The sequence below is a fragment of the Afipia sp. GW823-FHT06G09 genome (assembly GCF_058794875.1).
Genome location: NZ_JBXAHF010000003.1, coordinates 627,600 through 642,152, shown reverse-complemented (window position 1 = coordinate 642,152; position 14,553 = coordinate 627,600). Strand labels below are relative to the sequence as shown.

The following is a 14,553-nucleotide window of genomic DNA, read 5'->3' as shown; positions in this document are numbered from 1 at the left end:
GCACCATGCTTGCACAACCCGACAGCCGCGACATCGAGGTCGTGGAGAAGCTGCTGGCCGCGCGGTACTCCTGCCGCGCGTTCAAGCCGGACCCGGTGCCACGCGAGATTATCGAGCGAGTGCTGGCAGCGGCACAGAAAACTGCCTCGTGGTGCAACAGCCAGCCGTGGCAGGTAGCGATCTTCTCGGGCAATGCCGTAAAGACATTCGGCGAGGCGATGTACAAGGCGGCGAGCGAGCGCGCGCCGCCTGTCACCGATTTCGACTTCCCGCGCGAATACAGGGGCGTTTATATGGATCGCCGCCGCGAAAGCGGTTTCCAGCTTTACAATGCGCTGGGCATCCAGCGCGGCGATAAGGCCGCCTACAACAAGCAGATGCTGGAGAACTTCCGCTTCTTCGGCGCGCCGCATGTGGCGATCATCACCAGCGACGAAGCGCTCGGCACTTACGGCGCAATCGACTGCGGCGGCTATGTCGGAAATTTCATGCTCGCCGCGCAGGCTGCGGGCCTTGCAACGATTCCGCAGGCGGCGCTGGCCGGGCATGCCGATGTGGTGCGCAAGCATCTCGGTGTCGGGGAAGATCGCCGCGTGGTGTGCGGTATTTCGTTCGGCTATGCCGACACAACGCATCCTGCCAACAGCTACCGCACCAACCGCGCGACGATCCCCGAGGCAGTCACCTTCATCGGCGGCTAAATTCGTGAGGGACGAAGAAATCCTGTTTCCAAAGGTGGATTGCCTCGCGGAGCCTGTCATCAGGCGGCGCTTGCGCCGACCCGTTGACTCGCAGTGACGTTGAATAGTGAGTCCCTAGGGCCGGAGAACACCAAAGCCATGACCGAACAGCCGCTGTCGAAAAAGTTTGTCGATGTCCTCGGCCGCCGCATGGCCTATCACGAGCGCGGCGAGGGCGCGCCAATCCTGTTCCTGCATGGCAACCCGACGTCGTCCTATCTCTGGCGCGATGTGATTCCCGAGCTTGAAGGACAGGGCCGCCTGATCGCGCCGGATCTGATCGGCATGGGCGATTCCGACAAGCTGCCCGATGTGAAGCCGGATACCTATCGCTTTACCACGCACCGCGATCATCTTTGGGCTTTCATCGACGCGGTGATCGGCGGAAGCGAAAAAGTCCTGCTGGTGATTCACGACTGGGGCTCGGCGCTCGGCTTCGACTGGGCCAACCAGCATCGCGATCGCGTGCGCGGCATCGCCTACATGGAAGGCATCGTGCGGCCTGTGGCGGGCTGGGACGAGTGGAGCGAGGCGGCAACGCCGGTGTTCCAGGGTTTCCGTTCCGACAAGGGCGAGCAGATGATTCTGGAGCGCAATCTGTTCATCGAGCGTGTGTTGCCCGGCTCGGTGCTGCGCAAGCTGACCGACGCCGAGATGACGGTCTATCGCAAGCCGTTTCTTAAGTCAGAGGACCGCTGGCCGACACTGACCTGGCCGCGCCAGATTCCGATCGGCGGCGAGCCTGCCGATGTGGTCGCCATCGTCGATGCCTACGCCAAGTGGATGGCGCAGAACGATCTGCCGAAACTGTTCGTCAATGCCGAGCCCGGTGCGATCCTGATCGGCAAGGTGCGGGAGTTCTGCCGCGGCTGGAAGAACCAGACCGAGGTCACCGTTCCCGGCAGCCATTTCATTCAGGAAGATTCCGGGCCGGCGATCGGCCGCGCCATCGCTAGCTGGATCAAGGACAACCGCGTCTAGCCTTCGCCGTCACATATGCTGGTCGTATTGCGGGAGGTCGTCGGTGATGGTGAACCACGGCGCCTTCGAGCCGACGAAGATGTGTGCGGTGGGACGGATAGCAGGATCGTCGGTGAGAGTCCCCAGGGCGACATGGACGAAGGTGCCCTCACGGACGACTGAGTAGAGCAGCGAGCCGCACGTCTTGCAGTGCGCGTTGTGGCCGTTGTCCTCGCCGAAGATCAGAAGACTGTCGGCGCCTTTGGTGACGCTGAGCTTGCCGCGTTCGATCCCGGCCATCGGCTTGAACGCCGATCCCGTGGTCCGGCGGCAGTTCGCGCAGTGGCAGTTCATGGCATAGCGGAATTCGTCGGCGACGGTGTAGTGAACCGCGCCGCAGAAGCATTGTCCGGCAAGCCTGCGCTCGTTCTTGGTGTCCGTCACCTCCGTCTCCTCCTGTGCCCCGCCGAATCACCGGTTGATTCGCGCCGCGCGCGGTCCGGTTCCATCTCTCTAACATTCAATGAACGTCCGCACGAACCCGAGCGCGTGGTTAACCTTGCGTTAGGAAATTGCATTGCATCTTCCGAATATGAAGTGGCGCATGATTTTTCCGCCAAGCCGCCCATACTGGCGGGTCATGTAGCTGGGGAGAATTTCAATGTGGTCCAGCCGCGAAGCCTTTGAGAACGACGTCTGCCCGGTGGGCGACGAGATGCTCGGAAGCCTGTACCGAGCCAGCGAACACGGTCTTCCTCAACTTGTGGAATCGGTATCGGCAGACGTCAGGGCGATGCTCGCTCTGTTCTGCTACCGCCGCGCCCACCTGCACGGAATGAGCCTCGCCATCGCGGCGACCTGTACCGAACGCGATCTTGTCGAGCAGGGCGGTATCGTCGGGTCGACCTTGTTCGCGATGTCGCGGGAAGCGCCATCGGCAGGACCGGCAGCGTCAGCCTATGGCAGCCGCCGCAACATCACCCTCTCGACCAAGCCGCTGAGCACCTTCGCTCCGATCGCCGACGAGATCGAAGATGAACCGGATCTTGCGGCGATGCCGGCATAGCAAGCTTTCGCCGGCTGCGTTCCGGCGCAGCCACGATGGCGATTGGCCGGTCCGCAGACCGGCCGCGCGGATGAATCATTTCAGCTTTGATGTGGTCCGCGCATCATTTTCAGCGCGTCCTCGACATGCCGCCAGTCCCTGGCCTGCTCGGACTTGCCTTCCGCTTCGCACTCGGTCGCGCGTTGGGCCGCCTCTGCAATTGCCCGGGGACCATGCGCCTCCATCAATTGCCGCGCATAGTCATGAATTTCCATTTCCCGCATGGCGTCGTGCTCCCGTTCTTCGAGGTGCTGACGTATTGACGCCTGACGGTGCGGCTTGGTTCCCGGCTTACTGATCGCCGGATATGGAACCGGCAAGTTCCGGTAACCCGAAGCGCCGCCGCGCCATACCGCATTCCGGGTCGCCCGGCATGCAGGTGCGGCACACTTCGGGCCGCACCTCGTATATGCCACAAGCGGTTGCGGTTCCGATCTTGCCGGTCAGCGCCGAGCACCGGTCGCCGTCACAGCGCATACCTGACAGCCGATCGTTGACGAGCTTCTCGGGAATGAGATCGAGCGCGGCGTCGTCTTCCACCGTGAAGCGCGGCCAGTTGCTCGAATAGGAGCAACAGGCGCCGCAGCTCTGGCAGGGGCTGTCGGTTGCGGTCATGGCGTCAGCGCTCGCGCATTCTGTGGTTGAGCGAGAAAGTCTTCATCCATGTCGTCCGCAGGGTTGCGCGGCGCTCGGGATACTTCTCATCCAGAAATACGGCGTCGGTCATGCGGTCGATCCGGAAGCTGCGAAAGTCTTTTCGCAGTTCGCACCAGGCGGCCAGCATCCGCACGGTTTCCAGATAGCCCACCGCGATCGGCCACACCGTGCGCCGCGTATTGCGGCCCTGTTCGTCGCGGTAGTGCAGCAGAACCTTCTTGCTGGCGTAGATATGCGCCCGTAATTGCGTCATGTCGATGCTGTCGGGCGGCGCGTCCCATTTCGGCGGTGTCCGGCTGGCGGGCTCCAGCGCCAGCGGTTGCAGCCGCTCGGGAATCGTCTCGACGATCTTGGCGATCAGGTCCTGCGCCGCCTTCGCGAGCACCGGATCGGCCCGTCCGGCCACCCATTGCGCGCCGAGAACCGCAGCTTCGATCTCGTCCGGCGTCAGCATCAAGGGCGGCATGTCGAAGCCCTTTTCCAGCACATAGCCGGTGCCGGCCTCGCCCCGGATCGGCACGCGCTGGCCAATGAGCGTGGCGATGTCGCGGTAGATGGTGCGTTTCGAGGTTTCCAGCTCCGCCGCAATCGCCTCGGCGGTCAGCGGTTTGCGGGTGCGCCGGAGCACCTGGATGATCTGAAACAGCCGGTCGGCGCGCCTCATTCGGGTCTCGCTGGTCGCTTGCTGCTGACAGTATGGTGGCAGCAGGGGGTACCTACAAACGGGCATCTTTTCAACGCAGAAGGATGCGCCCCATGATCACCCTCTATGGCATCGGCCCGGGCTTCGGCCTCCCGGAAATCAGCCCCTATGTCACCAAGACCGAGGTCCAGCTCAGGATGGCGGGCCTGACATACGTCAAGCAGAAGGCGATGCCGGACACATCGCCCAAGGGGCAGTTGCCCTATATCGACGACGGCGATGAGCGGATCGCGGACTCCACCTTCATCCGCTTCCATCTGGAAAAGAAACACGGCTTTAATTTCGACGCGGTGCTCGACGAGCGCCAGCGCGCCGAAGCCTGGGCGATCGAGCGGATGATCGAGAATCATTTTAACTGGGCTTCGGGCTATACGCGCTGGATGATCCCCGACAATTTCGCCAAGGGACCTGCGCATTTCCTCGACGGCGCGCCTGAGCACCTCCGCGACGCGATCCGCGAGGACGTGCTCGGCCGGGTTGCGGAGAACATGCGGATAGCGGGTCTCGCGCGCCATACGCCTGACGAGATTACCGAGCTCGGCGCCCGCACGCTCTCCGCGCTGTCGATGCTGCTCGGATGGAAGCCTTATCTGATGGGCGACCAGCCATGCGGTACGGACGCCACGGCCTTTGCATCACTGGCCGGCCTGATGACGCCGTTCTTCGATTCACCGCTGCGCGAGCGTGCCTTGGAATTCTCCAATCTCGTCGCTTACGTGGACCGGATGATGGCGCGTTATTATCCGGAGCATCAATGGCAGCGGTTGCTGATGGCGGCATAACTCCAATCGTCATTGCGAGGAGCGAAGCGACGAAGCAATCCATACTTTTTTCAAGAGTGGATGGCTTCGCTTCGCTCGCAATGACGAGCTTTAACTCGCCGATTTCTGCTTCAACTGCGCTACTTCCGCCTCAAGCTCGGCAATTCGCGCGTCGCGCTCGGCAATCGCCGCCGCAACATCGGCGGCGTCGAACTTCATCGGAATGTGCTGCGGACAGTTGCTGTCCCATGCGGTGATCTTGAACAGGATAGCCTGCTCGGGCTTCGCCTTGTAATCCTTCGGCATCAGTGCGGCGATCAGCGCCGGATCGTCCTCGACCACCCGCGCCTCGCCCCAGATCTTGATCCGGCGGCGATTGACGTAATCGATCAGGAAAATATGGGCCTTCGGATTCTCGCTGAGATTGCCCTGCGTGATGTACTGCCGGTTGCCGCGAAAATCCGCGAAGGCCAGCGTGGTCTTGTCGAGAATCTTGATGAAGCCCGCCGGGCCGCCGCGATGCTGGATATAGGGCTGTCCCTCGGCATTCGCGGTCCCCAGAAAGAAACTGGTCTGCTCGCTGATGAAGGCGGCCAGCGCTTCATCGATCTCGGTGCGAAAGCCGCCGCCGTCTTCCATATGCGCGTAGCCGCCGCGCGATCCCTTGCGGGCCTGAATGGCTTTCACGGCAGGCGTAAAGGCAACGTCGCTCGAATAGGATTGGGTGGTTGTCATCTCACACCTCGTTGATTGGGCCGGCGTTCGATTGCCCGCCGGATGAGACGTAGTCCCACCCGGCGGTCTCTGTGCACACTAAGCCGCGGCGCGGCGCGACACGACCGGAAAGTCGATCTCGGTCTTCAGCGACTCGTTGACGTAATTCGTGAATGTGTTGATCGCGACATGTGCAATGATCTCGATGATCTGCGCATCGGTGTAACCCGCTTGCCGGACTGCCTGCACGGCATCGTCGCCGACCTGACCACGCGCGTTCGCCAACTGCGCTGCAAAGCGCACTGCGGCGTCGGCCTTGACGTCGGCCGAGCCGCCGTTCCGGTTGGCGAGAATCTCATCGTCACTCAGCTTGGCCAGATTCTTGCCGAAATAGGAATGCGCGGACAGGCAGTAGCCGCAGTCATTGATCTCTGCGACAGCGAGGGCGATCCGCTCGCGCGTTCTGACATCCAGTGTGCCCTTGCCGAGCGCGCCGTTCATGCCAAGGTAAGCTTCAAGGCTGGCGGGACTGACGCCGACAAGGCGAAACAGGTTAGGCACTCTGCCGATCTGCTTGTTCACCGCCTCCAGCAGGGGGCGCGATTCTGCCGGGGCAGCTTCGATCGAGGTGGGGGTTGGGATCAGGGACATCAACATCATCCTTTTCGTGCGAGCCGGCCCGTTGCCGTTCGTCCTGTGAAAGGTGTGTCGTTTCCTGTTCCGAGACAATTAATGCAATTGACAGTACATAATTGCACGATATGAAATAATACCATGGACCGGATCGACGCCATGCGCGCCTTTGTTTCGGTGGCAGACCTTGAGGGGTTTGCTCCCGCTGCGCGCAAGCTTGGCCTGTCGGCGTCTGCGGTGACGCGCCTGATCGCGAGTCTGGAAAATCATCTCGGGGCCCGGCTGCTCCAGCGCACCACGCGCTCGGTGACGCTCACCGATGTCGGTGCGCGTTATCTGGAGCGGGTACGGCGGATTCTCGGCGATCTTGAGGAGGCCGAAAGTTCAGTCCAGGCCGAACGCAGCAAGCCATCGGGCCGGCTGATTGTCTCAGCGCCGCTGATGTTCGGACGGTTGCATGTCGGCCCGGTGATGTCGGCCTATCTGAAACAGTATCCTGATGTCAGCGCCGAACTGCGGCTGTCGGACCGGACGGTAAGTCTCGTGGACGAAGGGATCGACCTTGCCGTGCGCATCGGCCATCTGGCGGATTCCAGTGTGATCGCGCGTGCGGTGGGTGACATGCGGCGGGTTGTGGTGGCATCGCCGCGCTATCTCAAGGCGCACGGTACGCCGCAGAAACTGTCTGACCTCGCCGATCATGAGGTGATCCAGTTCTCGGGCAGCAGTGCGCTGGTGGAGTGGCGCTTTCTCGAAGACGGGCGCGAAATCCGCGTGCCGAATACGTCGCGCTTTGCAACCAACAGCACCGATGCCGCCGTGCTCCATGCCGAGCAGGGCGGAGGCCTCATCAGTGTCCTGGCCTATCAGGTGGCGGAATCGCTCAAGGCAGGACGGCTCAAGATCGTGCTGGCGAAATACGAGCTGCCCCCGATGCCGATCCATCTGGTGTATCCGACCTCGCGGCTGCTCTCCGCGAAGGTCCGTGCGTTCATCGATCTCGTGGTCGCGCAGACGGACTGGCGGTTTGGTACGAAGTAGCGGCGAAGAGCCGTGCCAGATTGCATGAGTTGTCATTCCGAGGAACGCCGCGGCGAAGCAATCCAGTTTTTCTATGGATTGCTTCGCGGAGTTTATCATCGGGGCCGGCGAAGCCGGACCCGTCGGCTCGCAATGACGGTCGTTATTTTTTCCGGGCAATCTTGAAGGTTGCGTTGGCGCGCGCGCAAGGTTCACCGTCGGCGGTGACCAGGCATTGCGCGAAGCAGATCGAACCGCCGATCTTCATAAAGTTGGTGTCGATCTCAAGCCACTGCCCGATATTAGCCGAGCCGAGATAATCGACCGAGAGGTTGATGGTGACCAACCCGAGAAGATTGCCAGCCTTGAGGCTGCAGCTCAGTCCCATTGCATTATCGGCAAGCGCCGCGATCAACCCGCCATGGATCAGCCCGCGTGAATTGGTGTGTGCCTCGGAGAGGCGAAGCCCGAGAATGTAGGCTTCCGGCGTCGCCTTGAAATAGATCGGCTCCCAGGGCTCGGTGAGCGGACTGCGCCGCGGGTGACGTGCGAAGCCTTCGGGGACGGCGGCATCTGATGTTTCTGGCGTTGTCATCTCAGCTCTTTCGAATGAGCGCTGTGTGGCTCTCTCGCATCATAAAGCCGGCGTCGCGCGCGATCATGCGAAATCAAGTTTGAAACATCATGACATCGGCTGTTTGAAACGGCTCGCCGTCCACCTGTCATTGCGAGGAGCGGAGCGACGAAGCAATCCAGCTCTCCAGATCAAGAATGGATTGCTTCGCTTCGCTCGCAATGACGAAATTCCAACACGCCCTCAGGTGCGCTAGTACGGCAATCCGACATAGTTTTCCGATAACGACATTTTCGCGGCGTCGGATTCGATCAGGTAATTCAGCTCCGCGATCTGGATGCGCGAGCTGAATGCATCGGTGTCGGGAAAACGATGCAGCATCGATGTCATCCACCAGGAGAAGCGCTCGGCCTTCCACACCCGGCTCAAAGCGCGCCGCGAGTAGTCGTCGATGCCGGCGGCAGATTTCTCGGCATAGAACTCGCGCAAGGCGATGGCGAGATAGTGCACGTCGCTGGCGGCGAGGTTGAGCCCCTTGGCGCCGGTCGGCGGCACGATATGCGCGGCGTCGCCGGCCAGGAACAGCCGGCCGAACCGCATCGGCTCGGCGACGAAGCTTCTCAGGGGTGCGATGCTCTTTTCAATCGACGGCCCGGTGACCAGATGGTCGACGGCCTCGCGGTCCAGCCGGCGCTTCAGCTCATCCCAGAACTTATCGTCGGGCCAGTTGTCGACATGGTCGTCGAGCTTGCATTGCAGATAGTAGCGACTGCGATGCGCCGAGCGCATCGAGCAGAGCGCGAAGCCGCGCTCGTGGTTGTTGTAGATCAGCTCCGGCGAGACTGGCGTCGTCTCCGACAGCAGGCCGAGCCAGCCGAACGGATAGACGCGCTCGAACGTCTTGAGCGCGTCCGGCTTGATGCTCTGCCGGCTGACACCGTGGAAGCCGTCGCAGCCCGCGATGAAATCGCACGCCATCTCGTGGGTGGTGCCGTCCTTGACGTAACGCACCCGCGGCTGGCCGCTCTCGAAGTCATGCAGGCTGACATCGGCGGCGTCGTAAATGGTGGCGAGCCCGGCCTTGAGGCGCGCATCCATCAGGTCGCGGGTGACTTCGGTCTGCCCGTAGACGGTTACCGTCTTGCCGGTCGCCTGCGTCATATCGATGCGGTGGCGTGAGCCGCCGAAGGCCAGTTCGATGCCATGATGGATCAGGCCGTCATGGTGCAGCCGCTCTGCGACACCGACCTCTTCCAGCAGGCCGACGGTGCCCTGTTCGAGCACGCCCGCCCGGATTCGCGCCAGGATGTAGTCGCGATCCTTGCGCTCGAAGATGACATTGTCGATGCCGTAGCGGTGCAGCAACTGCCCGAGCAGCAAACCTGCCGGGCCTCCGCCGATGATGGCAACCTGTGTCCGCAACGTCTGTCACTCCCGGCGTCCTGCGAATAGGGTTTTGCGCGCCGTTTAAATTGATTATACCAGATAACAATATCCGGAAAGGCCGTTCGAGACCTCGCGCATCATACCAATGTACATGCGGAAAGCATTGCAAATGGCCGCTAACTTGTATCTGAATGGCGGCAATCGAGACCGGATGGTGCACCGCAAATAGCCTTGTCTCGCCAATCGTTAACGACTGTCAGAAACGTCAAAAGAGACCTTCAAGGGAGGATGACATGAAGACTTTCACCTGGACCGCAGTGGTCCTTGCCGCCGCGATGGCTTTGCCGGGCGCTGCGCTCGCGCAGGACATCACTATCGGCATCAGCATCAGCACCACCGGCCCGGCGGCTGCGCTCGGTATTCCCGAGAAGAACGCGCTCGAATTCGTGCCGACTGAAATCGGCGGCGCCAAGATCAAGACCATCCTGCTGGACGACGCCGGCGATCCGACCGCGGCGACCACCAATGCGCGCCGGTTCGTCACCGAATCCAACGCCGATATCATGATCGGATCGTCGACCACGCCGCCGTCGATCGCGATCTCGACGGTCGCCAATGAAGTCGGCGTGCCGCAGCTCAGCCTTGCGCCGCTTCCGATCACCCCGGCCCGCGAAAAGTGGACCGCCGTGCTGCCGCAGCCGGTGCCGACCATGGGCAAGGTGCTCTACGAGCACATGAAGAAGAACAACATCAAGACCGTCGGCTACATCGGCTTCTCGGATTCCTACGGCGATCTGTGGCTCAACGATCTCAAGACCCAGACCGGCGCCATGGGCGGCATCACTGTTGTTGCCGAAGAGCGTTACGCGCGCCCCGATACCTCGGTGGCGGGTCAGGTGCTGAAACTCGTCGCGGCAAATCCCGACGCGATCCTGATCGGCGCATCGGGCACCGGCGCGGCGCTGCCGCAGTCGGCGCTTCGCGAGCGCGGCTATAAGGGCCTGATCTATCAGACCCACGGCGCGGCTTCGATGGACTTCATCCGCATCGCGGGTCCGTCGGCGGAAGGCGTCATCATGGCCGCAGGTCCGGTGATGGCTCCGGAAGGCCAGGCCGACAGCGCGCTGACCAAGAAGCCGGGTCTCGCCCTGAACGAAGTGTATGAAAAGAAGTACGGCCCCAATACCCGCAGCCAGTTCGCGGGCCATATGTACGACGCCTTTGAAGTGCTGAAACGCGTCGTGCCGGTGGCGTTGAAGACCGCCAAGCCGGGCACCCCGGAATTCCGCGAGGCGATCCGCAAGGCGTTGCTGAGCGAGAAGGAAATTGCCGCCAGCCATGGCGTCTACAATTTCACCGAGACGAACCGTTTCGGCACCGACGACCGCTCGCGCATCATCCTGACCGTCAAGAACGGCAAGTATGAACTCGTGAAGTAACGTCTCTAAGAGCGATTGCTCGATGAAATGCCCGGCCTCGCGCCGGGCATTTTGTTGAGCGGTGCGGGCACCGTGTTATGCGAGGCCCATGACGGCGAGTCCGTCGGACTTGCCGCGAATGTCGCGGACCCCGAGATCTCGCAGTGGGGCCGGCAGAGCGGATTTGAACTGATTGATCGCTGCGCGCGAGGCGACAAACCCGCCTTCGACATTGCGGCTGAGTTCCTCAAGCCGCGCTGCGGTGTTCATCACGTCGCCGTTGAAGACGATGGCGCGCTTGATATCGCCGATTTCGCCGACAATGACCGGTCCGAAATGCAGGCTGCCGCGAATGCGCGGCGCAACGCCGAATTCTTTCTCAAAACGGCTTTGAAGTTTTTGCAAGGTGTCGCGCATGGCCAGAAAGCAGCGCAGCGGCCGGCAATCGATCGCGCCCGAGGCTTCTGACCAGGTCACGATGATCTCGTCGCCGACATAGTTCAGCACCTCGCCCCGGCAATCGATGATCGGTCCGGTCAGGCTCCGGAATGTCTTGTCCAGAAAACTATGGATTCCAAGGCCGCCGAGGCGTTCGGCGAGAGCCGTCGAACCTGCAATGTCGACGAACAGGACAAACCGGCTTTCCTCGACCGGTGTGTGGTATCGTCCGGTGACCAGATGGAGGAAGGCGCGCGGTCCGATGATGTTGGTGATGGCGAACAGCAGGTTCAGCGCGATTGCAAACACGGCCGAGAAGATAATGGGCGTCCAGACATTCTGATTGGGATCCGGCGTCAGGCCGGCGATCAGAACGCCGAGATCGAAATACTGCACGGGAATGATCACAGCCGCATAGAACGCGCTGCGGACGGCCAGGCTTGCAGTGAGCGGAAGGCTTCCCAGCCAGTCTCGCAGCGGCCCCGACGAGGCGAGAAGCTCGAATGTGCCGATCGCGCCGCTGATCAGAACACCGTAAATGATGCCGATGGCAAGTTGCGACGGCGAAAAGCCGACGCGGGCGACAACAAAGATGATTCCGCCAAGCGCCCCGGTTCCGAGAATTGCCGTTAAGAAACGCAGCTTTCGCTGTGACCGCGCGTCCATGACCGAAGTGCCCCCGCACCAGGATGTTGCCGGGGCCAGTATCGGGCAGAACGGAGCAGATTGTTAGATGGTTTTGGCAGACAACGCTGGGTGACCCTGAGGATCGTTGGAGCTGAAACAAACACGATGTCGTCCCCGCGTAGGCGGGGACCCATACTCCCTGTCGGTGTTATTTGTGCAAGGGGCCAACACAGCGGCTCTAAAAGCTCACTTAGAGGTTATGGGTCCCCGCTTTCGCGGGGACGACCCACGTTGATAAAGCGGCCTTGGTGTTCTTACAGCCTGCTCTGTTCGTCGTGTTGGAATCCGAGATAGCTTGCCACCACGCGCTGGTCGCCGCTGATTTCCTTCGCTGAGCCGCTCATGATGAACTCTCCAAGCTCCATGACATAGGCGCGGTCGGCGATCTCAAGTGCGGCGCGGGCGTTCTGTTCCACCAGCAGCACGGACACGCCGGCCTGCCGCAGTTCGCCGATGGTGCGGAAAATGTCCGCCACAATCAGCGGCGCGAGGCCGAGCGACGGCTCGTCCAGCATCAGCAGTCGCGGCTGGCTCATCAGCGCGCGGCCCATGGCCAGCATCTGCTGCTCGCCGCCGGAGAGCGTGCCCGCAAGCTGGGTGCGGCGCTCCTTCAGGCGCGGGAATAGCGCAAAGACACGCTCCTGTTCGCTGGCGGCCTTTGCGCGCGGCACACGGAAGCCGCCGAGTTGCAGGTTTTCCTCCACGGTCATGGTGCCGAACAGCTCGCGATGCTCAGGCACGATGCAGAGGCCAGCCGCGACCCGGTCCTCGATATCGAGACGCGAGATCTGCTGGCCGGAGAAAACCACGCTACCGGAGAGCGGCAGAATTCCCATGATGGCGTTGAGCAGGGTGGTCTTGCCCGCGCCGTTGGCGCCGACAATGGTCACGATCTCGTCGGCGTTGACATCGAGCGAGACGCCGCGCACGGCTTCGACCTTGCCGTAGGCGATGTGCGCATTCTCGACGGACAGCAGCCTGGTCATGATGCCGTCCCCAGATAGGCCTTGATCACATCGGGATTGGCGCGAATGGCCATTGGCGTGCCCTCGGCGATCTTGGTGCCGAATTCCAGCACGACGATGCGGTCCGCGATGTCCATCACAAAGCCCATGTCATGTTCGACCAGAAGCACCGACATGCCTTCGGCGCGCAACTGGCGCAGCAGCGACGCCAGCTTCTGCTTCTCCATATGGCGCAGGCCTGCGGCGGGCTCGTCGAGCAGCAGCAGGATCGGATCGACGCAGAGCGCGCGGGCGATTTCAACGATACGCTGCTGGCCGAGCGACAGGCTGCCCGCAAGCTGGTGGATTTGGCTGGCGAGGCCAACGCGCTCGATCCGTCGTGCGGCTTCGGCGAGCAGCGCGGCCTCGTCCTTGCGGTCGAGGCGCAGCATGCTGGCGATGGCGCCGGCATGGCCGCGCAGATGCGTGCCGATCGCGACGTTCTCCAGTACGCTCATGTCGGGAACGAGTTTGACATGCTGGAAGGTGCGGGCGACGCCGAGCTTTGCAATCTCCTGCGGTGGCGCGTTGTCGACGTTGCGGCCGAGAACGGAAATCGTGCCGCCCGACGAGCGCAGCACGCCGGTGATGAGGTTGAATGTGGTGCTCTTGCCCGCGCCATTGGGGCCGATCAGCGCGACGATCTCGCCGGCCTTCACGTTAAAGGACACATCATTGACCGCGATCACGCCGCCGAACTGTTTGCGCGCGGCCTGAACGTCCAGCAGCGTTTCGGACGCCGGAACCGCCTTGCTCCGCGGCGGCAGTGCCTGTGCATTCTTCGGCAGAGGCAGTTTTCCGGTGTCCAGTTTGAGCAGGGCGGCGAGGCGTGGCCACATGCCGCCAGGCGCGACCTGCAGCAGTGCTACCAGCAGGATGCCGAAGATCACGGTTTCGAGCTGTGCCGAGCCGTGAAAAACCAAAGGCAGATAACTCTGCAGGATTTCCTTGAGCACGACCACAATGCCGGCGCCGAGCACGGCGCCCCAGACGTAGCCCGCGCCGCCGACCACCGCGATGAACAGATATTCGATGCCGGCATTGAGGCCGAACGGCGTCGGATTCACCGCGCGCTGGAAATGTGCGTACAGCCAGCCGGACAGCCCGGCGAGCACCGCGGCGTAGATGAAGACCAGCAGCTTCGCCCGCGCGGTCTGTACGCCGAAAGCTTCCGCCGCGATATGGCCGCGGCGCAGTGCGCGGATCGCGCGGCCGGTCCGCGAGTCGAGCAGGTTCACCGTCAGCAGCGCGCAGACGATCACCGCGAACCAGATCGCGAAATAAATCCTGCCGGGGTCGGTCAGTTGCAGGCCGCCGATCGCCAGCGGCGGAATGCCCGAGATGCCGTCGTTGCGCCCGACCAGCTCCAGCTTGCTGAACAGATAAAAGAGACTGATTCCCCAGGCGATGGTGCCGAGCGGAAGATAATGACCGGACAGGCGCACCGTGATCAGACCGAGGATCACCGCCGCCACGCCGCTGACAATCAGCGACAGCGGCAATGTCAGCCACGGTGACAGGCCATAGGACGTTGTCAGGACCGCTGTGGTGTAAGCGCCGAAACCGCAGAACGCAGCCTGACCGAATGATGTGAGGCCGCCGACACCGGTCAGCAGCACAAGGCCCATCGCCACCAGCGCGGCCAGCCCGATATTGTCGAGCAGCACGATCCAGAACGGCGGCATGCCGGGAACGAACGGAATCACCGCCATCACCAGCGCGAAAATCATCATGCCCCAGCGTTGTGCCATCG

General features: G+C 62.2%; 17 protein-coding genes. 6 read left to right on the top strand and 11 right to left on the bottom strand.

Annotated features, from left to right (window positions below):
• The first annotated feature begins 5 nt into the window (after window positions 1-5).
• The gene (locus AC1Q67_RS15580) at window positions 6-701 is read left to right on the top strand and encodes a nitroreductase (RefSeq protein WP_492236243.1); all 696 of its coding nucleotides are present in this window, start codon (window positions 6-8) and stop codon (window positions 699-701) included.
• Between the two features lie 138 nt (window positions 702-839).
• Window positions 840-1,721: a haloalkane dehalogenase gene (locus tag AC1Q67_RS15575; RefSeq protein ID WP_492236242.1), complete on the top strand. Its 882-nt coding sequence runs from the start codon at window positions 840-842 to the stop codon at window positions 1,719-1,721.
• 9 nt (window positions 1,722-1,730) lie between these two features.
• Here AC1Q67_RS15575 and AC1Q67_RS15570 read toward each other — a convergent pair whose 3' ends face one another.
• A complete protein-coding gene (locus AC1Q67_RS15570) occupies window positions 1,731-2,144 on the bottom strand; it encodes a GFA family protein (protein ID WP_024577002.1) in 414 nt (137 codons plus the stop codon).
• A gap of 217 nt (window positions 2,145-2,361) precedes the next feature.
• Here AC1Q67_RS15570 and AC1Q67_RS15565 point away from each other — a divergent pair, with 217 nt between their 5' ends.
• Window positions 2,362-2,766, top strand: a complete 405-nt coding sequence (locus AC1Q67_RS15565) for a hypothetical protein (RefSeq protein WP_492236241.1) — start codon at window positions 2,362-2,364, stop codon at window positions 2,764-2,766.
• 80 nt (window positions 2,767-2,846) lie between these two features.
• Here the strand turns inward: AC1Q67_RS15565 and AC1Q67_RS15560 are convergent, their stop codons facing one another.
• The 3 genes from AC1Q67_RS15560 to AC1Q67_RS15550 form a co-directional block, all read right to left on the bottom strand.
• Window positions 2,847-3,029, bottom strand: coding sequence for a hypothetical protein (locus AC1Q67_RS15560; RefSeq protein ID WP_024577000.1), 183 nt, complete (start codon window positions 3,027-3,029; stop codon window positions 2,847-2,849).
• A 67-nt stretch (window positions 3,030-3,096) separates the two neighbouring features.
• Entirely contained in the window at window positions 3,097-3,420 is a 324-nt protein-coding gene (locus tag AC1Q67_RS15555; RefSeq protein ID WP_492236240.1) for a YkgJ family cysteine cluster protein, read from the bottom strand.
• 4 nt (window positions 3,421-3,424) lie between these two features.
• Window positions 3,425-4,126, bottom strand: a complete 702-nt coding sequence (locus AC1Q67_RS15550) for a helix-turn-helix transcriptional regulator (protein ID WP_492236239.1) — start codon at window positions 4,124-4,126, stop codon at window positions 3,425-3,427.
• Window positions 4,127-4,218: 92 nt separating this feature from the next.
• Here AC1Q67_RS15550 and AC1Q67_RS15545 point away from each other — a divergent pair, with 92 nt between their 5' ends.
• The gene (locus AC1Q67_RS15545) at window positions 4,219-4,947 is read left to right on the top strand and encodes a glutathione S-transferase family protein (RefSeq protein ID WP_492236238.1); all 729 of its coding nucleotides are present in this window, start codon (window positions 4,219-4,221) and stop codon (window positions 4,945-4,947) included.
• A 90-nt stretch (window positions 4,948-5,037) separates the two neighbouring features.
• Here the strand turns inward: AC1Q67_RS15545 and AC1Q67_RS15540 are convergent, their stop codons facing one another.
• Window positions 5,038-5,661 carry a pyridoxamine 5'-phosphate oxidase family protein gene (locus AC1Q67_RS15540; RefSeq protein ID WP_492236237.1) on the bottom strand — a complete coding sequence of 208 codons (624 nt, stop codon included), beginning with the start codon at window positions 5,659-5,661 and terminating at the stop codon, window positions 5,038-5,040.
• A gap of 78 nt (window positions 5,662-5,739) precedes the next feature.
• Window positions 5,740-6,291 carry a carboxymuconolactone decarboxylase family protein gene (locus AC1Q67_RS15535; protein WP_492236236.1) on the bottom strand — a complete coding sequence of 184 codons (552 nt, stop codon included), beginning with the start codon at window positions 6,289-6,291 and terminating at the stop codon, window positions 5,740-5,742.
• 123 nt (window positions 6,292-6,414) lie between these two features.
• Between AC1Q67_RS15535 and AC1Q67_RS15530 the strand changes: the two genes are divergently transcribed.
• Window positions 6,415-7,314, top strand: coding sequence for a LysR family transcriptional regulator (locus tag AC1Q67_RS15530; RefSeq protein ID WP_492236235.1), 900 nt, complete (start codon window positions 6,415-6,417; stop codon window positions 7,312-7,314).
• A gap of 142 nt (window positions 7,315-7,456) precedes the next feature.
• Here AC1Q67_RS15530 and AC1Q67_RS15525 read toward each other — a convergent pair whose 3' ends face one another.
• Window positions 7,457-7,888 carry a PaaI family thioesterase gene (locus AC1Q67_RS15525; protein WP_492236234.1) on the bottom strand — a complete coding sequence of 144 codons (432 nt, stop codon included), beginning with the start codon at window positions 7,886-7,888 and terminating at the stop codon, window positions 7,457-7,459.
• 231 nt (window positions 7,889-8,119) lie between these two features.
• Window positions 8,120-9,289, bottom strand: a complete 1,170-nt coding sequence (gene pobA, locus AC1Q67_RS15520) for a 4-hydroxybenzoate 3-monooxygenase (protein ID WP_492236233.1) — start codon at window positions 9,287-9,289, stop codon at window positions 8,120-8,122.
• A 257-nt stretch (window positions 9,290-9,546) separates the two neighbouring features.
• On the opposite strand from pobA, the gene AC1Q67_RS15515 reads away from it, so the two are divergent.
• Window positions 9,547-10,692, top strand: a complete 1,146-nt coding sequence (locus AC1Q67_RS15515; protein ID WP_024576991.1) for an ABC transporter substrate-binding protein — start codon at window positions 9,547-9,549, stop codon at window positions 10,690-10,692.
• Between the two features lie 75 nt (window positions 10,693-10,767).
• Here AC1Q67_RS15515 and AC1Q67_RS15510 read toward each other — a convergent pair whose 3' ends face one another.
• The 3 genes from AC1Q67_RS15510 to AC1Q67_RS15500 all read right to left on the bottom strand — a co-directional run bounded on the left by AC1Q67_RS15510 (window position 10,768) and on the right by AC1Q67_RS15500 (window position 14,551).
• Window positions 10,768-11,775 (bottom strand): adenylate/guanylate cyclase domain-containing protein, encoded by a 1,008-nt coding sequence (locus AC1Q67_RS15510; RefSeq protein ID WP_492236232.1) that lies wholly within the window; start codon window positions 11,773-11,775, stop codon window positions 10,768-10,770.
• 275 nt (window positions 11,776-12,050) lie between these two features.
• Window positions 12,051-12,782: an ABC transporter ATP-binding protein gene (locus AC1Q67_RS15505; RefSeq protein WP_024576989.1), complete on the bottom strand. Its 732-nt coding sequence runs from the start codon at window positions 12,780-12,782 to the stop codon at window positions 12,051-12,053.
• Window positions 12,779-14,551, bottom strand: a complete 1,773-nt coding sequence (locus AC1Q67_RS15500) for a branched-chain amino acid ABC transporter ATP-binding protein/permease (RefSeq protein WP_492236231.1) — start codon at window positions 14,549-14,551, stop codon at window positions 12,779-12,781. The genes AC1Q67_RS15505 and AC1Q67_RS15500 overlap by 4 nt, the downstream gene beginning before the upstream one ends.
• Between the last annotated feature and the right edge of the window lie 2 nt (window positions 14,552-14,553).